21 protein-coding genes and 1 other RNA gene are annotated in these 23,557 nt (G+C 60.2%); 18 read left to right on the forward strand and 4 right to left on the reverse strand.

What is annotated here, in order from left to right; translation table 11 throughout:
* Positions 1–14: 14 nt before the first annotated feature.
* Positions 15–1,226 carry a pyrophosphate--fructose-6-phosphate 1-phosphotransferase gene (locus tag O3S81_RS02215; protein ID WP_269340646.1) on the reverse strand — a complete coding sequence of 404 codons (1,212 nt, stop codon included), beginning with the start codon at positions 1,224–1,226 and terminating at the stop codon, positions 15–17.
* Positions 1,227–1,556: 330 nt separating this feature from the next.
* Here O3S81_RS02215 and O3S81_RS02220 point away from each other — a divergent pair, with 330 nt between their 5' ends.
* The 6 genes from O3S81_RS02220 (at position 1,557) to rnpB (ending at position 6,849) form a co-directional block, all read left to right on the forward strand.
* Positions 1,557–2,297: a J domain-containing protein gene (locus O3S81_RS02220; protein ID WP_003522185.1), complete on the forward strand. Its 741-nt coding sequence runs from the start codon at positions 1,557–1,559 to the stop codon at positions 2,295–2,297.
* Positions 2,294–3,073, forward strand: coding sequence for an N-acetylmuramoyl-L-alanine amidase (locus O3S81_RS02225; protein WP_269340649.1), 780 nt, complete (start codon positions 2,294–2,296; stop codon positions 3,071–3,073). The genes O3S81_RS02220 and O3S81_RS02225 overlap by 4 nt, the downstream gene beginning before the upstream one ends.
* A gap of 248 nt (positions 3,074–3,321) precedes the next feature.
* Complete coding sequence (locus tag O3S81_RS02230; protein ID WP_269340650.1) at positions 3,322–3,861, forward strand: lytic transglycosylase domain-containing protein; 540 nt, start codon at positions 3,322–3,324, stop codon at positions 3,859–3,861.
* A gap of 92 nt (positions 3,862–3,953) precedes the next feature.
* A complete protein-coding gene (locus tag O3S81_RS02235; protein WP_269340652.1) occupies positions 3,954–5,141 on the forward strand; it encodes an FAD-dependent oxidoreductase in 1,188 nt (395 codons plus the stop codon).
* A gap of 59 nt (positions 5,142–5,200) precedes the next feature.
* Positions 5,201–6,391, forward strand: coding sequence for an NAD(P)/FAD-dependent oxidoreductase (locus O3S81_RS02240; RefSeq protein WP_269340654.1), 1,191 nt, complete (start codon positions 5,201–5,203; stop codon positions 6,389–6,391).
* A 56-nt stretch (positions 6,392–6,447) separates the two neighbouring features.
* Positions 6,448–6,849, forward strand: an RNA gene (gene rnpB, locus O3S81_RS02245) — RNase P RNA component class A.
* Between the two features lie 26 nt (positions 6,850–6,875).
* On the opposite strand, the gene O3S81_RS02250 is transcribed toward rnpB, so the two are convergent.
* Genes O3S81_RS02250 through O3S81_RS02260 form a run of 3 tightly spaced genes read right to left on the reverse strand, consistent with a single transcriptional unit; the run spans position 6,876 to position 9,045 of the window.
* Positions 6,876–8,033, reverse strand: a complete 1,158-nt coding sequence (locus O3S81_RS02250) for a glutathionylspermidine synthase family protein (protein WP_269340656.1) — start codon at positions 8,031–8,033, stop codon at positions 6,876–6,878.
* A 1-nt stretch (position 8,034) separates the two neighbouring features.
* The gene (locus O3S81_RS02255; RefSeq protein WP_269340657.1) at positions 8,035–8,634 is read right to left on the reverse strand and encodes a DUF1190 domain-containing protein; all 600 of its coding nucleotides are present in this window, start codon (positions 8,632–8,634) and stop codon (positions 8,035–8,037) included.
* Between the two features lie 9 nt (positions 8,635–8,643).
* On the reverse strand, positions 8,644–9,045 hold the full coding sequence (locus O3S81_RS02260; RefSeq protein WP_269341384.1) for a DUF350 domain-containing protein: 402 nt from the start codon (positions 9,043–9,045) through the stop codon (positions 8,644–8,646).
* A 549-nt stretch (positions 9,046–9,594) separates the two neighbouring features.
* Here O3S81_RS02260 and mraZ point away from each other — a divergent pair.
* Genes mraZ through murB form a run of 12 tightly spaced genes read left to right on the forward strand, consistent with a single transcriptional unit; the run spans position 9,595 to position 23,550 of the window.
* Positions 9,595–10,035 (forward strand): division/cell wall cluster transcriptional repressor MraZ, encoded by a 441-nt coding sequence (gene mraZ, locus O3S81_RS02265; protein ID WP_269340659.1) that lies wholly within the window; start codon positions 9,595–9,597, stop codon positions 10,033–10,035.
* A 14-nt stretch (positions 10,036–10,049) separates the two neighbouring features.
* Positions 10,050–11,075: a 16S rRNA (cytosine(1402)-N(4))-methyltransferase RsmH gene (gene rsmH, locus O3S81_RS02270; RefSeq protein ID WP_269340661.1), complete on the forward strand. Its 1,026-nt coding sequence runs from the start codon at positions 10,050–10,052 to the stop codon at positions 11,073–11,075.
* A 1-nt stretch (position 11,076) separates the two neighbouring features.
* Entirely contained in the window at positions 11,077–11,637 is a 561-nt protein-coding gene (ftsL, locus tag O3S81_RS02275; protein WP_269340662.1) for a cell division protein FtsL, read from the forward strand.
* On the forward strand, positions 11,637–13,379 hold the full coding sequence (locus tag O3S81_RS02280) for a peptidoglycan D,D-transpeptidase FtsI family protein (RefSeq protein ID WP_269340663.1): 1,743 nt from the start codon (positions 11,637–11,639) through the stop codon (positions 13,377–13,379). Before ftsL ends, O3S81_RS02280 begins: the two co-directional genes overlap by 1 nt.
* Before the next feature lie 57 nt (positions 13,380–13,436).
* On the forward strand, positions 13,437–14,906 hold the full coding sequence (locus O3S81_RS02285) for a UDP-N-acetylmuramoyl-L-alanyl-D-glutamate--2,6-diaminopimelate ligase (RefSeq protein WP_269340664.1): 1,470 nt from the start codon (positions 13,437–13,439) through the stop codon (positions 14,904–14,906).
* Positions 14,903–16,336: a UDP-N-acetylmuramoylalanyl-D-glutamyl-2,6-diaminopimelate--D-alanyl-D-alanine ligase gene (locus tag O3S81_RS02290; RefSeq protein ID WP_269340666.1), complete on the forward strand. Its 1,434-nt coding sequence runs from the start codon at positions 14,903–14,905 to the stop codon at positions 16,334–16,336. The genes O3S81_RS02285 and O3S81_RS02290 overlap by 4 nt, the downstream gene beginning before the upstream one ends.
* A 23-nt stretch (positions 16,337–16,359) precedes the next feature.
* Positions 16,360–17,460 (forward strand): phospho-N-acetylmuramoyl-pentapeptide-transferase, encoded by a 1,101-nt coding sequence (gene mraY, locus O3S81_RS02295; protein ID WP_269340667.1) that lies wholly within the window; start codon positions 16,360–16,362, stop codon positions 17,458–17,460.
* 3 nt (positions 17,461–17,463) lie between these two features.
* Positions 17,464–18,873, forward strand: coding sequence for a UDP-N-acetylmuramoyl-L-alanine--D-glutamate ligase (gene murD, locus O3S81_RS02300; protein ID WP_269340669.1), 1,410 nt, complete (start codon positions 17,464–17,466; stop codon positions 18,871–18,873).
* A gap of 5 nt (positions 18,874–18,878) precedes the next feature.
* Positions 18,879–20,033 (forward strand): putative lipid II flippase FtsW, encoded by a 1,155-nt coding sequence (gene ftsW / locus O3S81_RS02305; RefSeq protein ID WP_269340670.1) that lies wholly within the window; start codon positions 18,879–18,881, stop codon positions 20,031–20,033.
* A gap of 6 nt (positions 20,034–20,039) precedes the next feature.
* Positions 20,040–21,176 (forward strand): undecaprenyldiphospho-muramoylpentapeptide beta-N-acetylglucosaminyltransferase, encoded by a 1,137-nt coding sequence (gene murG, locus O3S81_RS02310; RefSeq protein ID WP_269340671.1) that lies wholly within the window; start codon positions 20,040–20,042, stop codon positions 21,174–21,176.
* Entirely contained in the window at positions 21,173–22,588 is a 1,416-nt protein-coding gene (murC, locus tag O3S81_RS02315) for a UDP-N-acetylmuramate--L-alanine ligase (RefSeq protein ID WP_269340672.1), read from the forward strand. The genes murG and murC overlap by 4 nt, the downstream gene beginning before the upstream one ends.
* Positions 22,585–23,550: a UDP-N-acetylmuramate dehydrogenase gene (gene murB, locus O3S81_RS02320; protein WP_269340673.1), complete on the forward strand. Its 966-nt coding sequence runs from the start codon at positions 22,585–22,587 to the stop codon at positions 23,548–23,550. Before murC ends, murB begins: the two co-directional genes overlap by 4 nt.
* The last annotated feature ends 7 nt before the right edge of the window (positions 23,551–23,557 follow it).

Raw genomic sequence — 23,557 nt, forward strand, 5'->3', positions numbered from 1 at the left:
AGACTATCGTAAAATCAGGCCGCTGTGAACGGCTGACCGACGTGTTCCATCACTTCGGTAAACCATTTTGCAGAGAGGTCGAAATGCTTTCCGCCCTTGATACGCGGAAACTCGATGGTTCGCAATTTGCCATTCTGGTCTTCGTCATGGCCGGTGACACCGGAGACCTTGTTGAGCGCGCTTTCGACCGCCAGATCGACCATGCCCTGAATGAGGCGCAGGTCGTCGCCATTGGCGGCGGCGGAACGGGCGAAATAGCCCGATTTCTGCACCATGGAACGCTCTGCGCCGATGAGGCTGGCAAACTGCTTCTGGAACCAGCCGCCGACATTGATGGTGTCGATCTTCACATGGCCGAAGGCATCGCGCTTCACGGCCTCACCCGAGGCTTCGCGTTCGGCGACGATGGCGTCGAGGCCTGCACCTTCGGACACGAACAGCGTGACATAGCCGTTCTTGTCCATGACTTCCTTGAGTCGCTCGGCTTCCGCCTCGATGTCGAAGGCCATTTCCGGCAGGTAGATGCCGTCAATGTTCTTCATCTGCGTGTTCATCATCAGGCCTTCGACATATTCATTGCCGCTGGTCTTCTGAATATAGGCGCGGGCGGTGGCGGCCGTCAGCCAGCCGCAATGGCGGCCCATGACTTCGTGGATGACGAAGGTCTTCGGCGCAGCGCTCTGTTCGTTGCTGACATTGTCAAAGAAGGAAGCACCGACTTCGGCGGCCGTCCAGGCACCGAGCGACTGCTTGATCGGCACGACGTCATTATCCACCGTCTTCGGCAGGCCGACGACGGTAAGGTTGTAGCCGTTGGCGCCGAGATAGGCGGCAAGGTCGGCGGCGGTCGTATTGGTGTCGTCACCGCCGATGGTGTGGAGAATGGTGACGCCGTCAGCCGCCAGCCGGTCAGCGGCGACGCGCAGCGGATTGTCGCCTTCCTTGACGAGACCGCGCTTGGCGCAATCGGCGGCATTGGTGAGCTTGACGCGGCTGTTACCGATCGGCGAGCCGCCGTAACGGTGCAGCAGATGCGCCTTTTCGCGCATATCCTTCGTGATCTCGATACGGTCGCCCAGAAGCACGCCCTGATAACCGGAACGGTAAGCGATGATGTCGATCTCAGGCGCGATGTCACTGTAGCGTTCGATCAGGCCACCCACGGCCGAAGAGAGACAGGGCGCAAGGCCACCCGCGGTCAGCATTGCGACTTTCTGTTTGGCCATCATGGCTCTCCTTTTCACATATATCCAAAGACATGTCTGGCAAATGGATGCGACAGCCGCGTGTAGGTGTAAAGTGAATTTATCAAGAAAAACGCCGATTTCTCGCGGTTTTTCAGCGGCTTGACAAAACTGGCCGAATATAATCGTTTCAATCCGCATCAGGGCTGCCGCGCGGCCGTGTCCGTCTGCGGCATCTGTGGAAAACTGGGCTTGCGCCGTTCGCCTCGCTCTTGTTCCTGCAGTAAAACTGTCGCAAAGATGAATAAAAGTTAATGCCGCCAGGCCGCCGGGCGTCTTGCATTCCCGGTAATATCCCGTCATGCTTGTCGCATGATGTTCGATTTCGCCTGTCTGCAAATTTCATCCCTGTGGGAACGACTGCTCGGCGCAATCGGCGACGCGGCAGGCGGCGCACTCGGGCGCGTGGTGGAAGCCATCCGCACCCTGTTTGAGGGTGACCCGGAAACCCGCCGCAAGGTTTCCTTTTCCGTGGCCATCATCGCACTTTCCGCCAAGATGGCGAAGGCTGATGGCGTCGTGAACGATGCCGAGGTTCGCGCCTTCCGGCAGATTTTCGATTTCCCGGAAGAAGAAGCCAAGAACGTCGCCCGTCTTTATAACCTCGCACGTCAGGACGTTGCCGGTTACGAGGCCTATGCGGAGCGACTGGCGGGTCTGTGCGGTTCCGGCCACGCCAATTGCGAGATGCTGGAAAGCGTCATCGACGGCCTGTTCCACATTGCCAAGGCCGATGGGCTGATCCACGAGCGGGAACTGGCCTTCCTCGGCCGGATCGCGGAAATCTTTCGTATCACCGAAGATCATTTCGAAACGATCATGGCGCGGCATGTGCATATGGACGGGCGCGATCCCTATCGTGTGCTCGGCGTTTCGCCCTCCGACGATTTTTCCGATATTCGCCGGCGTTACCGTTCGCTGGTGGCAGAACACCATCCGGACAAGCTTATCGCACGCGGCGTGCCGATGGAATTGCATGCCGCCGCAAATGAGCGTATGGCGGCTCTCAACGCCGCCTATGCGGCCATCGAGAAAGAACGCCGCGTCGCATGAGTGAATGTCTGCCGGATTTTACCCCGGATTTCGGGGGCGCAACTGTTGCGCCTTCGCCTAACCATGGCGAAAGACAGGGCGTGGACGGCCCCGATATCATTCTTCTCCACTATACCGGCATGACGACGGCGGATGGTGCCCTTTCGTGGCTCTGCAATCCCGAAAGCCAGGTTTCCAGCCATTATTTCGTCTTCGAGGACGGGCGCGTCATCCAGCTCGTGCCGGAAACCCGCCGTGCCTGGCATGCCGGTAAAAGCATCTGGGCGGGGGATGAGGACATCAATTCCCGCTCCATCGGCATCGAGATCGCCAATAAGGGCCATCCCGGTGGCCTGCCGGAATTCCCGAAGAAACAGGTGGAAGCCGTTATCGAATTGTGTCGCGATTGCGGCCAGCGCTGGAATATCGCCCCTGAAAGGGTGCTGGCGCACTCGGATGTCGCGCCGATCCGCAAGGTCGATCCGGGTGAAAAATTCCCGTGGGACATCCTGTCGCAGCACGGTGTCGGCCATTGGGTGGAGCCTGCACCGATCCGTGGCGGTCGTTTTTTCCAGCGCGGCGATCATGGCCAGCCGGTCGAAGCGCTGCAGTCGATGCTGTCCATCTATGGTTATGGTGTTGAAATTACAGGCGCTTATTGCGAGAAAACCGAAGGCGCCGTGGCTGCCTTCCAGCGGCATTTCCGCCCCGCCCTGGTGGATGGGATCGCGGATTTCTCCACCATCGACACGCTGCACCGGCTGATCGCCAGCCTGCCGAGATTTTCGGCCTCCTGAGCGGCGATTCTGGAAAAGCATTCCCGCTTTTCCGGTGTGTTCAAGTCGCTTTTTTTGTTGTGCCACAGTTAATCCGCATTGAGGAAGTTTAAGAACGTCACTGCATGCGGTGTCGTTCTTCAGGGGAACCTGCCGTCAATATCAATCAAGGAGACTGGACAGCGGGAAGTCGCGATCGACTTTCCGGGCGTTGAATATTTGTGCCGCTTCATTGTTCTGGTCATCCGATCTGGAGACTTTTTCTACATATGAACAGGGTTGTTGTTGCTGTTGTGGCGGGCGTTGTTACGCTCGCTTCGCAGGCGGGGATTGCTTTTGCCAAAGACGAAGACGTGAAGACCAAGATCGTGACGCTGGAGACCTTCTTCCGCAAGCCCGGTTATCCCATTCCCGAAAAAAGCCTGCCTACCTCTCTCAAGAACGGCTATTCCGAGCTGATCGTCAAATATGCCAAGCGTTACGGCGTTCCCACCAATCTGGCGCATGCCGTGGTTTCGGTGGAAAGCAAGTTCAACCCCAAGGCCCGTGGCAGCGCCGGCGAGGTCGGGCTGATGCAGATCAAGCCGGCAACGGCGCGGATGATGGGCTATCGCGGCACGACCAAGGCGCTCTACGATCCCGAGACCAATATTCGCTGGGGCATGCAATATCTGGCGACGGCGCATCAGCTTGGCGGCGGCGAAGTTTGCAGTACCATCCTGCGTTACAATGCCGGCCACGGTGCCACCCGTATGAACCCGGTGTCCAAGCGTTATTGCGGCAAGGTGCAGGCACTGCTGGCAAGCTAAGGCCGGTATCGATCGTCTGCGGAATTGCGAAAAGCGATTCCGGTTTGGGCCGGCATGCTGTAGTCAGAAACAAATCTGATACGGAGCATGACATGCCGGATTTCAAATATATCGTGGTCGGGGCCGGGATGATGGGAGCGGCCGCGGCGCGGCATCTCTCAGTGCAAACGGATGGCGTGGCGCTGATCGGGCCGGCTGAGCCGGCCGACCGCAAAACGCATCAGGGTGTGTTTTCAAGCCATTACGACGAAGCGCGTATCACCCGTGGGTTTGACGGTGATCCGGTCTGGGCCGAACTCGCGCAGCGCTCGATCCGGCGTTATGCCGAGATCGAGGCGAAAAGCGGCATCCGGTTCTTCACCGAAGCGGGCTGCCTGTTCACCGGCAACGGCAGGGGGCTTGCGGGAGACTATGTATCGCGGGCGCTTTCCTCGGCGGATCGTCTCGGTCTTGAGGTGCAAACGCTCGGCAATGCTTCGCTGGCCGACCGATTTCCAATGTTCTCGCTGCCTGCCGATCACGGTGGCTATTTCGAGGCCAGCAATGCCGGCCTCATCAATCCGCGGGCGCTGGTGAAGGCACAATGCGTGATTGCCGAAGCGCAGGGCGCCCGGCTTTTGCGCGAGACGGCGGCGCATATCCGCGATACCTCCCGTGGCGTCGAAGTCATGACACGGGAAGGGGCCACCTATACGGCCGAAAAGATCATCGTCGCGGCGGGTGGTTTCACCAACATGGCGGAGCTTCTGCCATCGCCGGTCGATATGGCGGCGACGGGCCGTACCATCGTGTTTTTCGAGCTAGATGAGGCAAGGCAGGCGCTGTTTGGCGCGATGCCCTCGACGATCGTGCTGGCGGAAACCGAGGACGATATCGTCTATATCCTGCCGCCGGTGCGATATCTCGATGGCAAGGTCTATCTGAAGATCGGTGGCGAAAGCGAAAAGGGCAGGCTTGAAACGCTTGCCCAAGCGGTGGACTGGTTCCACTCGGACGGCACGCCGGGCGAGGTGGATTTCCTGACGAAAAAAGCCTTGTCGCTGATGCCGGAGCTGGTCGGCTGCCCGGTCACGTCCGGTTCCTGTGTCGCCTCCATCACCCGCAGCGGTTATCCCTATATCGGCTATACGCAATCCTCCAATATCGCGGTTCTGACCGGCGGCAATTTCGTTTCGGCCAAGTCTTCGGACGAGATCGGGCGACTGGGCGCGCAGCTGCTTCTGAACGGCCAGCTCACCGAGGATGAATTCGCCGCCGAGATGTCACCGGTTTTCGTCTGACATTGCCCGGCGAGGCGGCTACAAGAGTGTGGCTGAACGGAACGGGTAAAGAGGGCGGCATGTCGGGGCATTTCAATTATATCGTCGTCGGTCGCGGCATGATGGGTGCGGCCGCTGCCCGCCATCTGGCGGAAACGGTGGAGGGCGTGGCGCTGATCGGTCCCGGTGAGCCTGCCGATATCAAAACCCATCAGGGCGTCTTCGCCAGCCATTACGATGAAGCGCGGATTACCCGCACCATCGATGGCGATGCCGACTGGGCTTTGCTCGCCAACCGTTCCATCGCCCGTTATGCCGATATTGCCGCACGCAGTGGCGTCGCGTTTTACGCGCCGGTTGGTTGCCTGATGGTGGGGCCCGAACGGGGCGGTGCCAATCCCTTTGTCGACGATGTTCTCAAGGCGGCGGGTCGGCTCGGCGTTTCCACGGAACTGCTGGATGACCAGAGCCTGAAAAGCCGCTTTCCCTATTTCTCCTTCGAACCGGATTGCGAAGGCGTATTCGAAAGGGACAATGCCGGTTACGTCAACCCGCGCGCGCTGGTGAAAGCACAGGCCATACTGGCGGAAAAGGCCGGCGTTACGCTGATCGATGATATCGTCGTCTCGACGCGGGAAGAGGGTGGTCGCGCCTCGGTGCAGACGGCTTCTGGCGCGGTTTATACCGCAGACCGGGTGCTGGTGGCGGCCGGTGGCTTCTCCATCACCAAGGATTTGCTGCCGCAGCCGGTCGGGCTTGATGTTTATGCCCGCACCGTCGCTTTCTTCGAGATAGATGAGGGCGATCTCGCCCAATATGCAGACATGCCGTCGCTGATCTATGAGCCGCGTGATACCACGAAACATATCTATCTCCTGCCGCCGGTGCGGTATCCCGACGGCAAATTTTACCTGAAGATCGGCGGTGATCCCGACGATAAAAGGGTCGGCAGCGACCCGGAAATCCGCGAATGGTTCCGTTCCGGCGGACGCGAGAGTGTGCGTGACCATCTTTCGGAGATAGTGGACAAGCTGGTGCCTTCCGTTGATCTCTCTCGTGTCTCGATGGCCGCCTGCGTCGTCTCAAAAACGCAGAGCGGTTACCCGGCCATTGGCTTCACCGCCTCGCCGCGCATTGCGGTTCTGACCGGCGGTAACGGTACGGCGGCCAAGAGTTCCGATGAGATCGGGCGGCTGGGTGCTACGCTGCTGCGGGATGGAAAAATCGCCGATGATACCTTCTCGACGGATTTCACACCGGCATTTCTTTGATCTTTGCCGTCGCTTTTCGGTGGCTTTCGCTGCGGAACATGGTTATTGAGCCCATGCCAGTTGGCCGGGCAGCCGCGCTTTACCAATGTCGAAAGACGGTAAGGTGAGGAAAGTCCGGGCTCCACGGAAATACGGTGCCGGATAACGTCCGGCGGGGGCGACCCCAGGGAAAGTGCCACAGAGAGCAAACCGCCATGTTTTGCATGGTAAGGGTGAAAGGGTGGGGTAAGAGCCCACCGCGCCGCTGGTGACAGTGGTGGCAAGGTAAACCCCACCGGGAGCAAGACCGAATAGGGATGACACGGGGCGGGCGAAAGCCCGTTCACAGCCGGTTTCCGGGCCCGTCATCCGGGTGGGTTGCGCGAGGCGGCATGCAAATGCCGTCCCAGATGAATGGCTGCCACGTTCCGGGTCAAACCGGGGCCATACAGAACCCGGCTTACAGGCCAACTGGCGAATTTTCCTGCCGACCTTTCGGCGAGGATCACCCCTCGATGATATGGGGAACGTAGCGGGAGAGATTGGCGGTGATGGGCGATGCGTCCTCGCGAATGCCGAGCCCGCAGGGCCGATCGCCGACGATCCAGCTTCCGAGCACGGCATATCCGAACTCGCTTTTGAACAATGGCGCGTAGGCCTGAAAAACATACCCCTCTTTGCCATAGCTGCCCGGGGCCGATAAAATTTCGCGCCGGTTTCGGTAAAGGCTGACATTTTCGCCTTCACGCGACAGAAGCGGCTTCACCACGTAATCCTGTAATTCGTATATTTCCGGATCGTCGGGAAAGAAACTCGGGAGCAGGTTTGGGTGATTGGGATGCCGCTGCCAAAGCATGGGCAGCAGGCCCTTGTTCGACAGCACGGCTTTCCAGGCCGGCTCGATGAAAATGCCGCTCTCCGCAGGCAGATGTGCCCCAAAGGATTCCCGTAACATGAATTCCCAGGGATAAAGCTTGAAGCAGCGCTCGATGACGCGATTCTGGAGGTCGGCATAACGTCCGTTCGCATCGATGCCGATGTCTCGGATATCGAGAAACTGGGCGCGGTGGCCAGCCTGAATGGCGCAGTCCATGAGATAAATCGTCGTGCCGCAATCTTCGGCGCTGTCGCTCACCGCCGCGAAATGGAAAATCCTGTCTCGTGAGAATTGCCCGAAGGCTTCGATCAAGGCTTCCTGAACCGAGTTGAACTGGTCGGTTTGCGCCGGGAACGTTCCAAGGGCAACCTGATCCGTCAGCCAGTTATATTGGAAATATCCCGTTTCGAAGACGGAAGTGGGTGTGTCGGCGTTGTATTCGAGCAGCTTTGCGGGCCCATGTCCGTCATAGGCAAGATCGAAGCGGCCATACAGGTGGCGGTCACCCCGCCGCCAGGAATTTCGGATCACATCGTGATGATCGCGCGGGATGGCAAGGCGGGTGAGCGCCTCCTCACTGTTGACGATGTCGGCGACGAGATCCATGCACATGTCGTGCAGGACCTGGCTCGGCTCTTCGATATTGCGTTCGATTTCATCGAGTCCAAAGCAATAGGCCGCATCGTCCACCCAGTAAGGTTCGCCGTGCATTTCATGGAAGGAGAAACCCACGGCATTGGCTTTTTCGCGCCAATCCGGGCGCGGTGGTACTGTGATGCGGCGCATGTCAGCTTCCGGAAGAGGAGTGGCCGCCAAATCCGCCGCGGCCCCTTACGTTCGTTTTGGCGTTGAGCGGTTTGACGTCACTCACCAGCGTGTCGCCTCCTGCATTACGTCCGCCTGAAGAGCCGCCGTTCTGTTGGTCGGTGCGCACATCCGGTGTGACGAGGTCGCCATTGCCTTTTCGATAGGCCGACATCGCACCGGTGGAACCCGACTCGCTGTTTTGCTGATGGCGACGATATTTGCTGTAGTCTGCAAAGTTTTCGACGGACCGGGGCATGACAAATCCGACCGGTGACGGTGCGAAGACGCTCATGCCTGTGGAATTGCCGGAATCGACGCTTTGTCGCAGCTGAGCGCAATTACCCGCACCATATTCCATTTCGCATGCGACCATGTTGCGAAATCTCGGCGCGGTGGCGAGGTGATGCTGGCTGGCGTCTTCGGATGCCGCCTGGCAAGCCTTGGGATAAACTCCTGAGGCGACGCATTTGTCAACGGAGGTGTAGAGGACATCTTCCTCCGGTGAAAAAGCCATAAAAAGGCCTATCGCGGCAATCGTTCCGAGGGCGAGACGCGGATGTTCTGTCACGTCCAGATACATGTCTGTTCCTCAATACACCATGCAGGCGGCGTTCAAGGTCCCGATGACCACGGCGATGCCGCCGCTCCAGAGCCCGGCCGCGACGTTACCCTCGGTGATTTTCAGGTGCAGGTCGGTCATGGAGAGCTTGGCGATGTAGAATGCAAGGACTTGCACCAGCAGGCCGATCACCGCCCAGATCACGTAGTCGGGAAGGCTGACGGAATGGGCCGCAGCCGAAGCCAGCGGAAGGCTGAAGCCGATCAGGGCGCCGAGAAAGGCGACCACCGCCGAAATGTTTCCGGCCTTGATGAGTTCAACTTCTTCGTGTGGCGTCAGGCGCGTGTAAATGGCGGAAAAAATCGCAAAACAAACCAGGCCAATACCAAAATAACTTAAAAATGCGGGTAAACCTGTCGCGTATATCGCCATCATTACATCTCAATAAAGATCAATTTGAGGTGCATAAAATCAATTGAAAGTTTAAAAAGTCAAGCTCTGATACGGCCGTATTCGACGTCAACGTGGTTGGTATTGTCCGAGCGGGCCGGACAGGGCGCAAGGTCATCGTTGCTGTAAAGGAAGTCCGGCGGCGCGCCTTTTGCCGTCAGTGGGATGTCCCAAATCATTTCCTTGTTTTCACGCGAAAAACGTCGATTTCATCGCGCCTTTCCGTGCCGTGAAAGCGCAGCCGCGCACCTGAAGTAAACCATTCGTTAAACTTAACGGCTTATGAATTTCCGATGCGAAGTCGGTATCGTGCCGGCTTCTCCCATTGACGCCCATAGTGTCCCATGATATCCCAAATGCACACCACATTGGGTCGTGTTTTTGACCCGCAATCGCTGAAACGAGTGAGGAGCCTACGAGGGGCTGCTGCAGGGCACGTCGCCTTGGCGCTTGGCGATGTGTCGTGCGTACCGGTGTCGTCTGTGAAGTGGATGGTTCGCTTTGCGGAATGCGGTTTTGGCGAGTTGAGTAATGGACCGCTTTTTATCGAACGTGACGAACAGGATCGACGCCAAGGGGCGCGTTTCGGTTCCGTCTCCGTTTCGTTCGGTGCTGGTCAGGCGCGGCATTCAGGAGCTTTATTGTCTCCAGGATTTCGCCTTTCCGGCAATCAGTGTCGGCGGTCTGGATCTTTTGGAGCGCTACGAGCGGCAGATCGCGTCCATGGATGCCTTCTCGCCGGAGGCGAACGCAATGTCGCTGCTGGTTCACGGTGGCGGCGTTTTCATGAAGCTCGACCAGGAAGGTCGATTGATGGTGACGGATTTTGTGCGGGAATTCACCGGCATATCCACCGAGGTCACCTTCGTTGGACGGGCGGATCATTTTCAGCTTTGGCAACCGAATGCGTTTCTGGCGGCGCAGGCGGAAGCAAGAGCGGGGCGCGGTTTTTCGGCTGCTCGCCCCGCCTAGGACGGGGATACGGGATGGCGGCGAATTCTGGCGGACGATCTTCTGATGCCGATGGCGGACCTCAGCGTCACATCCCGGTCCTGCTTCGCGAAGTCATTGCGGCGCTGGAGCCTGCACCCGGCAAGATCATTCTCGACGGTACATTTGGCGCCGGCGGTTACACCCAGGCCATTCTCGATCAGGGTGCCAATGTCATCGCGCTTGACCGCGATCCGACCGCGATCACCAGTGGTCAGGCCATCGTTGCCGCCAATGGCGGCCGGCTGAACCTCATCCAGTCGCAATTTTCCGATCTCGCAAAACACGCGCCCGAGGGCGGGCTTGATGGCGTCGTTCTCGATATCGGCGTTTCCTCCATGCAGATCGACGAGGCCGAGCGCGGTTTTTCTTTCCAGAAGAACGGTCCGCTTGATATGCGCATGTCCGCTTCCGGCGTTTCGGCGGCCGATGTCGTCAACCGCGCGAAGGTTGGCGATCTCATTCGCATCTTCGGTTTTCTCGGTGAAGAAAAGCAGCCGGGTCGCATTGCCCGCGCCATCGAGAAGAGAAGGGCGGAAGAGCCTTTCCGCACCACCCGCGATCTGGCCGGCCTCATCGAGATCGTCACACCGCGTAAAGCCAAAGACAAGATCCACCCCGCAACGCGAGTGTTTCAGGCGCTTCGTGTTTTCGTCAATGACGAGCTGGGCGAACTGGCGCAGGCGCTGTTCGCTGCAGAGCGGTCCTTGAAGCCCGGCGGCCGGCTGGTCGTCGTCACCTTCCATTCGCTGGAAGACCGTATCGTCAAGAAATTCTTCTCCGACCGTTCCGGCAAGGCCGCCGGTTCCCGGCATCTGCCGATGGTCGAGGACAAGCCCGCCATTTTCGAGAATATCGGCAAACCGATGATCGCTGCCAGCGAGGAGGAGGCGGAGCTCAATCCGCGTGCCCGTTCCGCCAAGCTGCGGGCTGGCCTGCGCACCACCGCGCCGGCGCGGGCGGCGGATTTCTCGATCTTCGAACTTCCCGATCTCGCCAGCCTTGAAAAGATGGGAGGCTGATATGCTGCGCACTTTCGATGTCATCTTGATGGGTGTGATGGTCGCTGCGGCGGTCGTCACCTATTCGATCAAGCACAAGGCCGATCTGAAGCTTGAGGAGGTCCGCAAGCTCGAGGCCGAGATCAAGCTTGAAAAGGATACGATCGATCTCCTGAGGGCAGACTGGGCGCTGCTGACGCAGCCGAACCGTCTGCACCGTCTGGTCAATGCCTATCAGACGGAACTTGGCCTTTCGCCGACGCTGCCGACGCAACTGGCGCAGCCGCGTGAAATGCCCATGCTGCGTTCGCAATTGCCGCAGCCGCCTGAGCCTGAAGGCATGAGCGTCGAGGATGTCATCGCCGCCGCCGTCAACGGTTCCAAGCCGGGCGCCACGCTCGGTGGCACTTCGAAGCCCAAATCGCCGCCTGCGGGCCAGATCGCCGTGAACGGTGTTCCGGTTCCCACGCCCCGCGCACGCGTTTCACGTCCGGCGCCGGCACCTGTCCCGGTCGCTTCCGCCACCGCTGGTGATGAAACCGGCGAGATGGATGAAACCATAACAGGATCGGTGAACCGCTGATGTCTTTTCTCTCCCGCGTCATGGTTTTGAAGAGCAAGGCTCACTTTTCCGCCAGCACCACCGGTGTCTATACGGATCATGCGGCTTTTGAGGGCGCCCGCAAGAAACGCGCCGCCCAGGCGAAAAGCCGCGTCGGCCTTCTCATTTTCGGTTTTGTCGCCTTTTATGCCGTCGTGGGCGGCCGTCTCGTGCAATATGGCATGGCGCAGCAGGAAACGGTTTCGAGCATTGCGCCCGCAGACCGGCTGATGGCATCGCGCCCCGATCTTCTCGACCGTAACGGCGAGGTGCTGGCCACCGATATCCGCACCGTCTCGCTGTTCGCCGAGCCGCATCGCATCGTGGATATCGATGAGGCCATCGAAAAGCTGCGTACGGTCCTGCCTGATCTCGACCAGCGCAGCACCTATCAGAAGCTTTCTTCCAATTCGCGTTTCCAGTGGCTGCGCCGCCAGCTGACGCCGAAGCAGCAGAGCCAGATTCTGGCGCTCGGCATTCCCGGCGTTGGGTTCCGCCCGGAAAAGCGGCGCTTTTACCCCGGCGGGCCGACCGCGGCCCATGTCGTCGGTCATGTTAATATCGACAATCGCGGCGTTGCCGGCATGGAACGTTACGTCGACAGCCAGGGGCTTGCCGATCTGACGGCGCTCGGCATGACCAGCGACCAGCCGCTGGAGCCGGTGAAACTTTCCATCGATCTGCGTGTGCAGTCCATCGTGCGTGAAGTCGTGACCGCGGCAATTGCCAAGTTCCAGGCGATCGGTGCGGGTGCCGTGGTTCTGGATGTGCATACCGGTGAAGTTCTCGCCATGGCCTCGGTGCCGGATTACGATCCGAACAACCCGGCCGAAGGCGCCAAGGAAGGCTGGCTCAACCGCATGTCGAACGGCACGTTCGAAATGGGCTCCACCTTCAAGTCCTTCACCATCGCCATGGGTCTCGATTCGGGCCGCGTGCGTCTCGGCGATATGTTCGATGCGCGTTACCCGATCCGCATCGGCGGCTTCACCATCAAGGACTTCCACGGCAAGGGCCGAATGCTTTCGGTGCCGGAAATCTTCCAGTATTCATCGAATATCGGCACGGCCAAGATTGCCGACACTGTTGGTACCGAAGGCCACAAGGAATTCCTCACAAGGCTTGGCCTCCTGACCCGTATGCAGACCGAGCTGCCGGAAGTGGCGTTGCCGTCGCAGCCGCGTGAATGGAAGAAGATCAACTCCATCACCATCTCCTTCGGTCACGGCGTTTCCACGACGCCGCTGCAGACGGCGGTTGCCGGTGCGGCACTCGTCAATGGCGGCAAACTGATCGAGCCGACATTCTTGCCGCGTACCCGCGAACAGGCGGATCAGGTGGCGAAGCAGGTTCTGAAACCCGGCGCCAGCAAGGATATGCGTTTCCTGTTCGAATGGAACGGCGTCAACGGTTCCGGTCGTAATGCGCGCGTCGACGGTTTCAACGTCGGCGGCAAGACCGGCACGGCCGACAAGGTCGTCAACGGACGTTACGTGCATGACAAGAACTTCAACGCCTTCCTGTCGGCCTTCCCGATGGACGACCCGCAATATGTCGTGCTGTCCTTCATCGACGAACCGAAGACCGACAAGGGCAATGGCGCAGCACTCGCCGGCACATCCGCAGCACCGATGGTGCACGATATCATCACCCGCACGGCGGCGGTGCTGGGCGTGAAGCCGAAGTTCGGCAAGGATGGCTCGGCCTTGCTCGTGTCTTATTGATTGTTAGCTTATGATGTTCCGGCGATTCGCGCCGGGGGGACAAGACGGAAACAGTCGATGAATTTGCGAGATATATCCGGAAATGCGTTTCCGGAATTGAAAGAATTGCTCCTGTCTCAGATCGGGGCGATCGAAATCGGGGGGATCACCGCAGACAGCCGCAAGGCTGCGCCCGGCAGCCTTTTCGTGGCAGTTGCGGGCACCAGGGCGGACGGCGCGACCTATGTGAAGGACGCGGTTGCCAAAGGTGCGGTCGCCGTTGTTTCCGGACATGCGGTAGAAGCCGATGTGCCGGTGCTGGTCGTCCCGGACCCGCGGCTTTATCTCTCGCTTGCCGCTTCCCGTTTTTATGGAAAACAGCCGGAAACCATGGTTGCCGTCACCGGCACCGCAGGCAAAACGTCGGTCGCCTCCTTCGTGCGGCAGATCTGGGCTTTTGCCGGCCATGCCGCCGCACAGATCGGCACCACGGGCGTCATCGCTCCCGGCCGCGAGGATTATGGCGCGCTGACGACACCTGATCCGGTGACGCTGCACGCGCTTCTGGCCGAACTTGCCGCCGAAGGCGTCACGCACGCGGCGATGGAGGCGTCCAGCCACGGCCTCGACCAGCGCCGTCTCGACGGTGTCAGGCTTTCCGCCGCGGGTTTCACCAATCTTGGCCGCGACCACATGGACTACCATCCGACCGTCGAGGATTATATGGCCGCGAAGATGCGGCTCTTCGATACGCTGATGGAAAAAGGCGCTCCGGCGGTGATCTTCGCCGACGATCCATGGTCGGACAAGGCAATCCAGGCAGCACGCGCAGCGGGTCTCGATGTGCGCACCGTCGGTCGCAAGGGCCAATATCTGACGCTGAAGCGTGTCGAGCATTTCCGTCACAAGCAGATGATCGAAGTGCATCATGACGGCGTGATCTTTGAAGTCGATATCCCGCTGGCGGGTGATTTCCAGGTTGCGAATGCGCTTGTTGCCGCTGGTCTGGCCATGTCCACCGGTGTTGCCGCGGCAACCGCGCTGAAGGCGCTTGAAAAGCTGATCGGCGCTGCCGGCCGTCTGGAACTCGTCGGCCAGACGAAGAACGGCGCGCTTGCCTATGTGGATTACGCCCACAAGCCGGATGCACTGGAAAACGTGCTGACCTCGGTCAGGCCCTTCACCTCCGGCCGCATCATCACCGTTTTTGGCTGCGGCGGCGACCGCGACAAGGGCAAGCGCCCGATCATGGGTGAGGTTGCGACGCGGCTTTCCGACGTCGTCATCGTCACGGACGACAATCCGCGTTCGGAAGATGCCGCAACGATCCGTTCCGAGGTCATGGCAGCAGCAGCCGGGGCATTGGAAATCGGCGACAGGGCAGAGGCGATCCGTCATGCGGTGTCGATGCTGTCGCATGGCGATACGCTGATCGTCGCGGGCAAGGGGCACGAAGAAGGGCAGATCGTCGGTTCCGTGACGCTGCCGTTTTCCGATCATGAACAGGTGCGCTCTGCACTGGCAGGGCTGGAAGGATCGAAGATTTGAGCTGGTTATGGACAGTCGCCGACATGATCGCCATCACGGCAGGCCGCCCCGTGGGCAACCTGCCGACCGGTATCACCGGCATTTCCATCGACAGCCGGACGGTCAAACAGGGTGAGGCCTTCTTCGCGATCAAGGGTGATCGCGTGGACGGCCATGACTATACCAGCTTCGCCGTTGCCAACGGCGCCGGCCTTCTGGTCGTTGCAGAAGCCAAGCTGCCGGCGCTCGGTCGCCTGACCGTGCCGATGATCGTGGTCGAAGACGTGCTCGCAGCACTTGGCAAGCTTGCCCTTGCCGCGCGCGAAAGAACCTCGGCGCGCATCATTGCGGTGACCGGCTCTGTCGGCAAGACGACGACCAAGGAAATGCTGCGGCAGGCTCTGGCCCCTTCGGGCCGGGTGCATGCGGCGGTAGCATCCTTCAACAATCATTGGGGCGTGCCGCTGACGCTTGCGCGCATGCCGGCCGACACGGAATTCGGCGTGTTCGAAATCGGCATGAACCATTCCGGCGAAATCCGGCCGCTGGTGAAGATGGTGCGCCCGCATGTGGCGATCATCACCACGATTGCGCCGGCGCATCTCGGCAATTTCAAGAATATCGAAGAGATAGCTGCCGCCAAGGCGGAGATTTTCGAAGGCGTGGAGGAGGGTGGTTCCGTCATTCTCAACCGCGACAATGCCCAGTTCGAGCAGCTTGAAGAAGCGGCACAGGAGCAGGGTATCGAACATATCCTCACCTTCGGGCAGCACGCCAAGGCGGATTTCCGCCTTGCGGATTTCGAGAGCACGACGACGGGTTCGACGATATGGGCGATCCTGAACGGTGAAACCAGCGAGCTGCACATCAATATTCCCGGCCGGCACATTGCCGATAACGCCATGGCGGTTTTGGGCGCTGTGGCCGTCACCGGCGCCAATCTCGACCGCGCTTTTGAGGCGCTCGGAACCCTCGAGGCGGTGAAGGGACGTGGCCAGCGTCATCACCTGACGATCAATGGCGGCTCCTTCCTGCTGATCGATGAAAGCTACAACGCCAACCCCGCTTCCATGCGGGCAGCGATTGCCGTGCTGGCAGAAACCGAAACGCAGGGTCACGGCCGGCGCGTGGCGGTTCTTGGCGACATGCTGGAGATGGGTGAATTTTCCGCGCAGTTGCACGAGGAACTGGCCGGGCCGCTGCTCGCGGCCGGTATCGAACATGTGTGGCTCGCGGGGGAGGCCATGGCCGCGCTGCGCGATGCGCTGCCGGACAGCGTCACCGTCATCTGGTTCCCGACAACGGCGGAACTCACCGATTTTGCCCTGCAATGGGTGCAACCGGGAGACGCGCTAATGGTAAAATCGTCACTTGGGCTTGGTTTCGGCAAGATTGTCGCCGCCCTGCTTGACAAGTATCCGGCATTCCCCGAGACGGAACGCCAAGTCTGAAATAGCCTTTTGAAAGGGCAATTATGCTGATCTGGCTCGTCGAACTGTCGGATAAAATTCAAATCTTCAACCTCTTCCGGTACATCACATTCCGGGCGGGTGCGGCGATGTTCACCTCTGCGTTGATCGTCTTCCTGTTCGGACCGGCGATCATCAACTCGCTGCGCGTACGTCAGGGCAAGGGCCAGCCGATCCGCGCCGATGGGCCGCAGACCCATTTCAAGAAGGCCGGTACGCCGACCATGGGCGGGCTGATGATCCTTGCCGGTATTCTCGGCGGTTCGCTGCTCTGGGGTGACCTGTCGAATGTCTATGTTGTCGCCGTTCTGATGGTGACGCTCGGTTTCGGCGCCATCGGCTTTTACGACGATTATCTGAAGGTCACGAAGCAGAGCGACAAGGGCTTTTCCGGCAAGGCCCGTCTCGGCATCGAATTCCTGATCGCGGCGATCGCCGTGTTCTTCATGATGAAGATGGCGCTTGCCTCCGCACCGCATGGCGGCACGCTCGGAAGTTCCATCGCCTTTCCTTTCTTCAAGGAATTCGTGCTCAATCTGAGCTATTTCTTCGTGCTGTTCGGTGCTTTCGTCATCGTTGGCGCGGGTAATGCGGTGAACCTGACGGATGGCCTCGACGGCCTCGCCATCGTGCCGGTCATGATCGCCGCCGCCACTTTCGGCGTGATCGCCTATCTCGCCGGTAATGCGGTTTTCGCCAATTACCTGCAGATCAATTTCGTGCCCGGCACGGGTGAGCTCGCCGTCATCGTCGGCGCGGTCATCGGCGCGGGCCTCGGCTTCCTGTGGTTCAACGCGCCGCCCGCCGCTATCTTCATGGGCGATACGGGTTCGCTGGCGCTCGGTGGCCTCATCGGCTCCATCGCTGTCGCCACCAAGCACGAGATCGTCATGGTTATCGTCGGCGGTCTCTTCGTCATGGAAACGCTGTCGGTCATCATCCAGGTCTTCTGGTTCAAGCGCACTGGCAGGCGCGTTTTCCTGATGGCGCCGATCCACCACCATTTCGAGAAAAAAGGCTGGACGGAAAGCCAGGTGGTCATCCGTTTCTGGATCATCTCCGTGGGCCTCGCGCTGCTCGGCCTCGCCACCCTGAAGCTGAGGTGAGCGATGATCCCGGTCACGTCGTTTAAAGGTAAGAAAGTCGCTCTCTTCGGGCTCGGCGGTTCCGGTCTCGTGACTGCCCGGGCGCTGGTTGCCGGCGGTGCGGATGTCGTTGCTTTCGACGACAATCCCGACAGCGTCACCAAGGCTGAGGCTGAGGGCATTACGACTGCGGACCTTCACACGATTGACTGGTCTTCGTTTTCCTCCTTCGTGCTGGCTCCGGGAGTCCCGTTGACGCATCCGAAGCCGCACTGGTCGGTGGATCTTGCGAAGGCGGCTGGCGTCGAAGTGATCGGTGATATCGAGCTTTTCATCCGCGAGCGCCGGGCCCATGCGCCGGATTGCCCTTTCATTGCGATTACCGGCACCAACGGCAAGTCGACGACGACGGCGCTGATCGCCCATATCCTCAAGGCTTCGGGCCGTGATACGCAGCTCGGCGGCAATATCGGCACGGCGGTGCTGAGCCTCGATCCGCCGAAAGCCCAGCGCTTTTACGTGGTCGAGTGCTCGTCCTACCAGATCGATCTGGCGCCGACGATCAATCCGACGGCCGGCATCCTGCTCAACCTGACGCCTGACCATCTCGACCGTCACGGCACGATGCAGCATTATGCCGACGTCAAGGAACGGCTGGTTGCGGGCAGCGGCACGGCCATTGTGGGCGTTGATGACAGCTATTCGACGCTGATTGCCGACCGTATCGAACGCGCCGGCGTCAAGGTGGAGCGCATCTCCAAGCGCAATGTCGTTTCCGAAGGTCTTTATGCCGAAGGCAGCCGCATTTTGCGGGCGCACGGCGGCACATCTTCGCTGCTTGTCGATCTGGACGGTATCCAGACCCTGCGCGGCAGCCATAATGCACAGAATGCTGCGGCAGCCATTGCAGCCTGCCTCGCGGTCGGTGTTTCCGAAGATGAAGTTCGCGCCGGTCTTAAGTCCTTCCCCGGCCTCAAGCATCGCATGCAGCCGGTGGGCCGGCGTGGCAATGTCACCTTCGTCAATGACAGCAAGGCCACCAATGCCGATGCGGCAGCGCCCGCACTTTCGAGTTTCGACCGCATCTACTGGATCGCCGGCGGCCTGCCAAAGGCCGGCGGCATTACAAGCCTTTCGCCGCTTTTCCCGCGCATCGCCAAGGCCTATCTGATCGGCGAGGCGGCAGCGGAATTTGCCGCGACGCTCGGCGAGGCTGTGCCCTACGAAATATCCGGCACCCTGGACAAGGCCGTGCAGCACGCGGCGGCGGATGCGGAAAAAGACGCGACGGCCGGCAATATCGTGATGTTATCCCCGGCTTGCGCAAGCTTCGATCAATATAAGAACTTTGAGATCAGAGGTGATTCGTTCGTCGCGCAGGTTGCGGCGCTCGATGGCATGACGATGCTGGTTGACTCTGGAAAAGGGGGCTGAAGGCCATGGTAAGCCGAGTTGATCGCGGTCCGGTCGCGGAATGGTTCTGGACCATTGACCGTTTCTTTCTGGCGGCGTTCATCGCGCTGATGGGCATCGGCCTGATGCTGTCCTTCGCGGCGTCGCCGGCGGTTGCCGAGCGCATCGGTCTCAACAGCTTCTTCTTCGTCGAGCGTCAGGCGATGTTCATGGTGCCGTCGCTGGCGATCATGGTCGGCCTTTCCTTCCTGTCGCCGCGTCAGGTCAGGCGTGTCGCGGTCATCATGCTGATTGCCGCACTGTTGATGATGATCTTCGCGCTGTTCTTCGGCATTGAGGTCAAGGGTGCACGGCGCTGGATTTCCATCGGCAGTTTCTCGATCCAGCCCTCGGAATTCATGAAGCCGGCCTTCGTCATCGTCTGCGCTTGGCTCTTTGCGGAGCGGGCGCGCCATCCTGAAATTCCGGGCAATCTCTTTGCCATCATCACCTTCGGCATCGTGGCCGCACTTCTGATCGCCCAGCCGGACTTCGGTCAAACGATCCTGACATCGGTGGTCTGGGGCGGCATGTTCTTCATGGCTGGCGTGCCGTGGTTCTGGATCATCATGCTCGGCGGCCTCGGCGTCGGCGGCATTGTGACCGCCTATCTCATGCTGCCGCACGTTGCGGGCCGTATCGACCGGTTCTGGACGGGTGAGGGTGATACGTTCCAGGTGGATACGGCGCGCGAGGCGATCATTCGCGGTGACTGGTTCGGTCGCGGACCGGGCGAGGGTATCGTCAAGCGCATCATTCCCGACAGCCATACCGACTTCATCTTCTCGGTGGCGGCGGAAGAGTTCGGCATCGTTTTCTGCATGTTCCTTGTCGCGATCTTCGCCTTCATCGTGCTGCGCGGCCTGTCGCACGCCTTCAAGGAAAAAGACGATTTCTGCCGTTTCGCCGTGGCAGGCCTTGTGCTCCAGATCGGCATGCAGTCGATGATCAATATCGGTGTTAATCTGGAGCTGATGCCCGCCAAGGGCATGACATTGCCGCTGATTTCCTATGGTGGCTCGTCGATGATGGCGATCTGCGTCACCGCCGGCTTCCTTCTGGCGCTGACACGCCACAGACCTGAAAAGCGGGCGCAGGAGCGCAGCTTCTTCCGCGTCGGTTCCGGCGTTCCTGCGGAGTAAATGATCATGAGCAAGGGTATTGTTCTTCTTGCCGCCGGGGGTACCGGCGGCCATGTATTTCCGGCGGAGGCGCTTGCGCATACGCTGAAAGCGCGTGGTTATTCGGTGCATCTCGTCACCGACAGCCGCGCCGAGCGTTATGCGGGCAAGTTCCCGGCCGATGAAATCCATGTCGTGCCGTCTGCCACCATCGGTTCGAAAAACCCGATTTCCGTGGCGCGGTCGCTCTGGAAGCTATGGGTGGGCCTGCGCGCCGCCCGCCGGCTGGTGGCGAAACTGAAGCCGGTCGCGGTTGTCGGTTTCGGCGGTTATCCCACCGTGCCGCCGCTGCTTGCCTCGACCGGACTTGGCGTCCCCTCGATCATTCACGAGCAGAATGCGGTGATGGGCCGCGCCAACAAGGCGCTGGCTGCCCGCGTGAAGGCAATCGCCGGTGGCTTCCTGCCGCCCGCCAACGGCCAATATTCCGACAAGACGGTTGCTACCGGTAACCCGGTGCGCCCGGCGGTGCTGGCGGCATCTGAAATTCCCTATACGCCTTCGCAGACGGGCGAGACCTTCCAGCTCGTGGTTTTCGGCGGCAGCCAGGGCGCGCAGTTCTTTTCGAGCGCGGTGCCGGCAGCGATCTGCCTGATGAAGGATGAGCAGCGCAAGCGCATCGTCGTGACCCAGCAGGCGCGCCCCGAAGACAAGGACAGCGTCATCGCGTCCTATCAGAAGCTTGGCGTGAAGGCGGATGTCTCGCCCTTTTTCGGCGACATGGCCTCGCGTATCGGCGAGGCCGATCTGGTCATCAGCCGCTCGGGCGCCTCAACCGTATCGGAACTTTCTGTCATCGGCCGTCCGTCGATCCTCGTGCCCTATCCGCATGCGCTGGACCATGATCAGGCGGCGAACGCGGCAGCGCTTTCGGCGGCGGGCGGGGCAAGTGTCATCAAGCAGGCGGAGCTGTCACCGCAAAAACTTTCCGGCCTGCTGACGTCGGCGCTTTCGGAACCGGATCGTCTTTCGGCAACGGCGGCTGCGGCCAAGGCGACCGGCAAGCCGCATGCGGCGGATGTGCTGGCTGATCTGGTGGAAGCGATTGCTTCCGGCCAGTCCGTACAGGAATTCAAGAACAAGAATGAAGGAGTTGAGGCATGAAGATGCCGAAAGCCATAGGCCTTGTGCATTTCATCGGCATAGGCGGGATCGGCATGAGCGGCATTGCCGAAGTGCTTCACAATCTCGGCCATCGCGTTCAGGGGTCGGATCAGGCTGATAGCGCCAACGTGCAGCGCCTGCGCGACAAGGGCATCGAGGTTTTTGTCGGCCACACGGCGGACAATATCGGTGACGCCGAAGTGGTGGTCGTTTCCACGGCCATCAAGAAGAACAATCCGGAACTCATCGCCGCGCGGGAAAAACACCTGCCGATCGTTCGCCGTGCCGAAATGCTGGCCGAGCTGATGCGTTTCCGCAATGCCATCGCCATCGGCGGCACCCACGGCAAGACCACGACCACCTCCATGGTCGCGACGCTGCTGGAAGCCGGCAATCTCGACCCGACGGTCATCAATGGCGGCATCATCAATGCCTATGGCACCAATGCCCGCATGGGTGAGGGCGAGTGGATGGTGGTGGAGGCCGACGAATCCGACGGCACCTTCCTGAAGCTGCCGGCCGATGTGGCCGTCATCACCAATATCGATCCGGAACATCTGGATCACTACGGCAATTTCGACGCCGTGCGCGCCGCGTTCCGGCAGTTTGTCGAGAACGTGCCGTTCTACGGTTTCGGCGTCATGTGCCTCGACCACCCTGAGGTTCAGGCGCTGGTCGGCCGTATCGAGGACCGCAAGGTCATCACCTATGGCGAAAACCCGCAGGCGGATGTGCGCTTTTCGAATGTGCGTATCGATGGCACGCGGTCGATCTTCGACGTGGAAATCCGCCGTCGCCGCACCGGCAGGATATTCTCCTTCAAGGACCTCGTCCTGCCGATGCCTGGCCGCCACAACGTCTCTAACGCGACGGCGGCGATTGCTGTCGCCAATCGTCTCGGTATTTCGGAAGCCGACATCAAGAAGGGGCTTGCCTCCTTTGCCGGCGTCAAGCGCCGTTTCACGCTGACGGGCGAAGCCAATGGCGTTCAGGTCTTCGATGACTACGGCCATCATCCCGTCGAGATCAAGGCCGTTCTGGCGGCGGCGCGGGAGGCCTGCAACGGCCGCATCATCGCCGTGCATCAGCCGCACCGCTACAGCCGTCTTTCCAGCCTGTTTGACGATTTCGCCCATTGTTTTAACGATGCCGACACGATTATCCTTGCTCCGGTCTATGCCGCGGGCGAAGATCCGATCGAAGGCGCAAGCTCGGAAGCGCTGGTTTCGGCCATCAAGGCCGCCGGCCACCGCGACGCCCGTTTCCTCGAAAAACGGGAAGACCTTGCGTCGCAGGTCGCAGCCATTGCGAAGCCGGGTGATTTTGTGGTTCTCTTGGGGGCTGGAAATATCACGCAATGGGCAGCCGCGCTGCCTTCGGAATTGAAGAGCATATCAGGAAAGTCTGAATGAGACAGGTCGATGGGGTTAAATTGCTGGGGAGGCTCGGCGACGGGGTAAAGGAATTGCGGGGACGTCTGACACCGGATGCGCCCATGGACCGCGTGACGTGGTTCAGAGCCGGCGGTCTTGCGGAGGTCATGTTCCAGCCGCACGATACCGACGATCTGATCGCCTTCCTGAAAATTCTGCCGGAAGATGTGCCACTCACCGTGGTTGGAGTCGGCTCCAACCTGCTGGTGCGTGATGGCGGCATTCCGGGTGTGGTCGTGCGCCTGTCCGCCAAGGGTTTCGGCCAGGTGGAGCTTGCGGGCGAAAACCGTATCAAGGCCGGTGCGATCTGCCCGGACAAGCATATTGCGGCCATGGCCATGGATAATGGCATCGGCGGGTTCCACTTCTATTACGGCATTCCCGGCTCCATCGGCGGCGCGCTGCGCATGAATGCGGGCGCCAATGGTGGCGAGACGCGTGAACGTGTGGTGGAAGTCTATGCGGTCGACCGTCAGGGCAACCAGCATGTGCTTTCCAATGCGGATATGGGCTACAGCTACCGCCATTCGGGCGCTGATGCGGGTCTGATCTTCACCGGCGCGCTGTTTGAAGGTTATCCGGAAGACAAGGCGAAGATCCGCGCCGATATGGACGCCGTGCGTCATCACCGCGAAACCGTGCAGCCGATCCGCGAACAGACCGGCGGTTCCACCTTCAAGAATCCTGAAGGTCATTCCGCCTGGGAACTGATCGACGAAGCGGGCGGTCGTGGTCTGGTCATCGGCGGGGCGCAGATGTCGTCGTTGCATTGCAATTTCATGATCAATACCGGCCATGCGACCGGCTATGATCTGGAATATCTGGGCGAAACGATCCGCAAGCGCGTGTTCGAAAAGTCGGGTATCCGGCTGGAATGGGAAATCAAGCGCCTTGGCCTCTTCATGCCGGACCGCGAGGTTGAGCCGTTCCTCGGAGCGTGAGCCGGGC

It is taken from the genome of Agrobacterium sp. SOY23 (genome assembly GCF_027212525.1).
GTDB classification, from domain to species: domain Bacteria; phylum Pseudomonadota; class Alphaproteobacteria; order Rhizobiales; family Rhizobiaceae; genus Agrobacterium; species Agrobacterium tumefaciens_I.

Bases quoted from the DNA above. Each gene is read 5' to 3' on its own strand.
- ftsL (WP_269340662.1), top strand. From the start codon at position 11,077: ATGCTGCGCACTTTCGATGTCATCTTGATGGGTGTGATGGTCGCTGCG.
- O3S81_RS02230 (WP_269340650.1), top strand. From the start codon at position 3,322: ATGAACAGGGTTGTTGTTGCTGTTGTGGCGGGCGTTGTTACGCTCGCT.
- mraY (WP_269340667.1), top strand. From the start codon at position 16,360: ATGCTGATCTGGCTCGTCGAACTGTCGGATAAAATTCAAATCTTCAAC.
- murB (WP_269340673.1), top strand. From the start codon at position 22,585: ATGAGACAGGTCGATGGGGTTAAATTGCTGGGGAGGCTCGGCGACGGG.
- O3S81_RS02225 (WP_269340649.1), top strand. From the start codon at position 2,294: ATGAGTGAATGTCTGCCGGATTTTACCCCGGATTTCGGGGGCGCAACT.
- O3S81_RS02285 (WP_269340664.1), top strand. From the start codon at position 13,437: ATGAATTTGCGAGATATATCCGGAAATGCGTTTCCGGAATTGAAAGAA.
- O3S81_RS02240 (WP_269340654.1), top strand. From the start codon at position 5,201: ATGTCGGGGCATTTCAATTATATCGTCGTCGGTCGCGGCATGATGGGT.
- O3S81_RS02235 (WP_269340652.1), top strand. From the start codon at position 3,954: ATGCCGGATTTCAAATATATCGTGGTCGGGGCCGGGATGATGGGAGCG.
- rsmH (WP_269340661.1), top strand. From the start codon at position 10,050: ATGGCGGCGAATTCTGGCGGACGATCTTCTGATGCCGATGGCGGACCT.
- O3S81_RS02260 (WP_269341384.1), bottom strand. From the start codon at position 9,045: ATGGCGATATACGCGACAGGTTTACCCGCATTTTTAAGTTATTTTGGT.
- murC (WP_269340672.1), top strand. From the start codon at position 21,173: ATGAAGATGCCGAAAGCCATAGGCCTTGTGCATTTCATCGGCATAGGC.
- O3S81_RS02215 (WP_269340646.1), bottom strand. From the start codon at position 1,226: ATGGCCAAACAGAAAGTCGCAATGCTGACCGCGGGTGGCCTTGCGCCC.
- O3S81_RS02220 (WP_003522185.1), top strand. From the start codon at position 1,557: ATGATGTTCGATTTCGCCTGTCTGCAAATTTCATCCCTGTGGGAACGA.
- O3S81_RS02255 (WP_269340657.1), bottom strand. From the start codon at position 8,634: ATGTATCTGGACGTGACAGAACATCCGCGTCTCGCCCTCGGAACGATT.
- mraZ (WP_269340659.1), top strand. From the start codon at position 9,595: ATGGACCGCTTTTTATCGAACGTGACGAACAGGATCGACGCCAAGGGG.
- O3S81_RS02280 (WP_269340663.1), top strand. From the start codon at position 11,637: ATGTCTTTTCTCTCCCGCGTCATGGTTTTGAAGAGCAAGGCTCACTTT.
- murG (WP_269340671.1), top strand. From the start codon at position 20,040: ATGAGCAAGGGTATTGTTCTTCTTGCCGCCGGGGGTACCGGCGGCCAT.
- O3S81_RS02250 (WP_269340656.1), bottom strand. From the start codon at position 8,033: ATGCGCCGCATCACAGTACCACCGCGCCCGGATTGGCGCGAAAAAGCC.
- ftsW (WP_269340670.1), top strand. From the start codon at position 18,879: ATGGTAAGCCGAGTTGATCGCGGTCCGGTCGCGGAATGGTTCTGGACC.
- murD (WP_269340669.1), top strand. From the start codon at position 17,464: ATGATCCCGGTCACGTCGTTTAAAGGTAAGAAAGTCGCTCTCTTCGGG.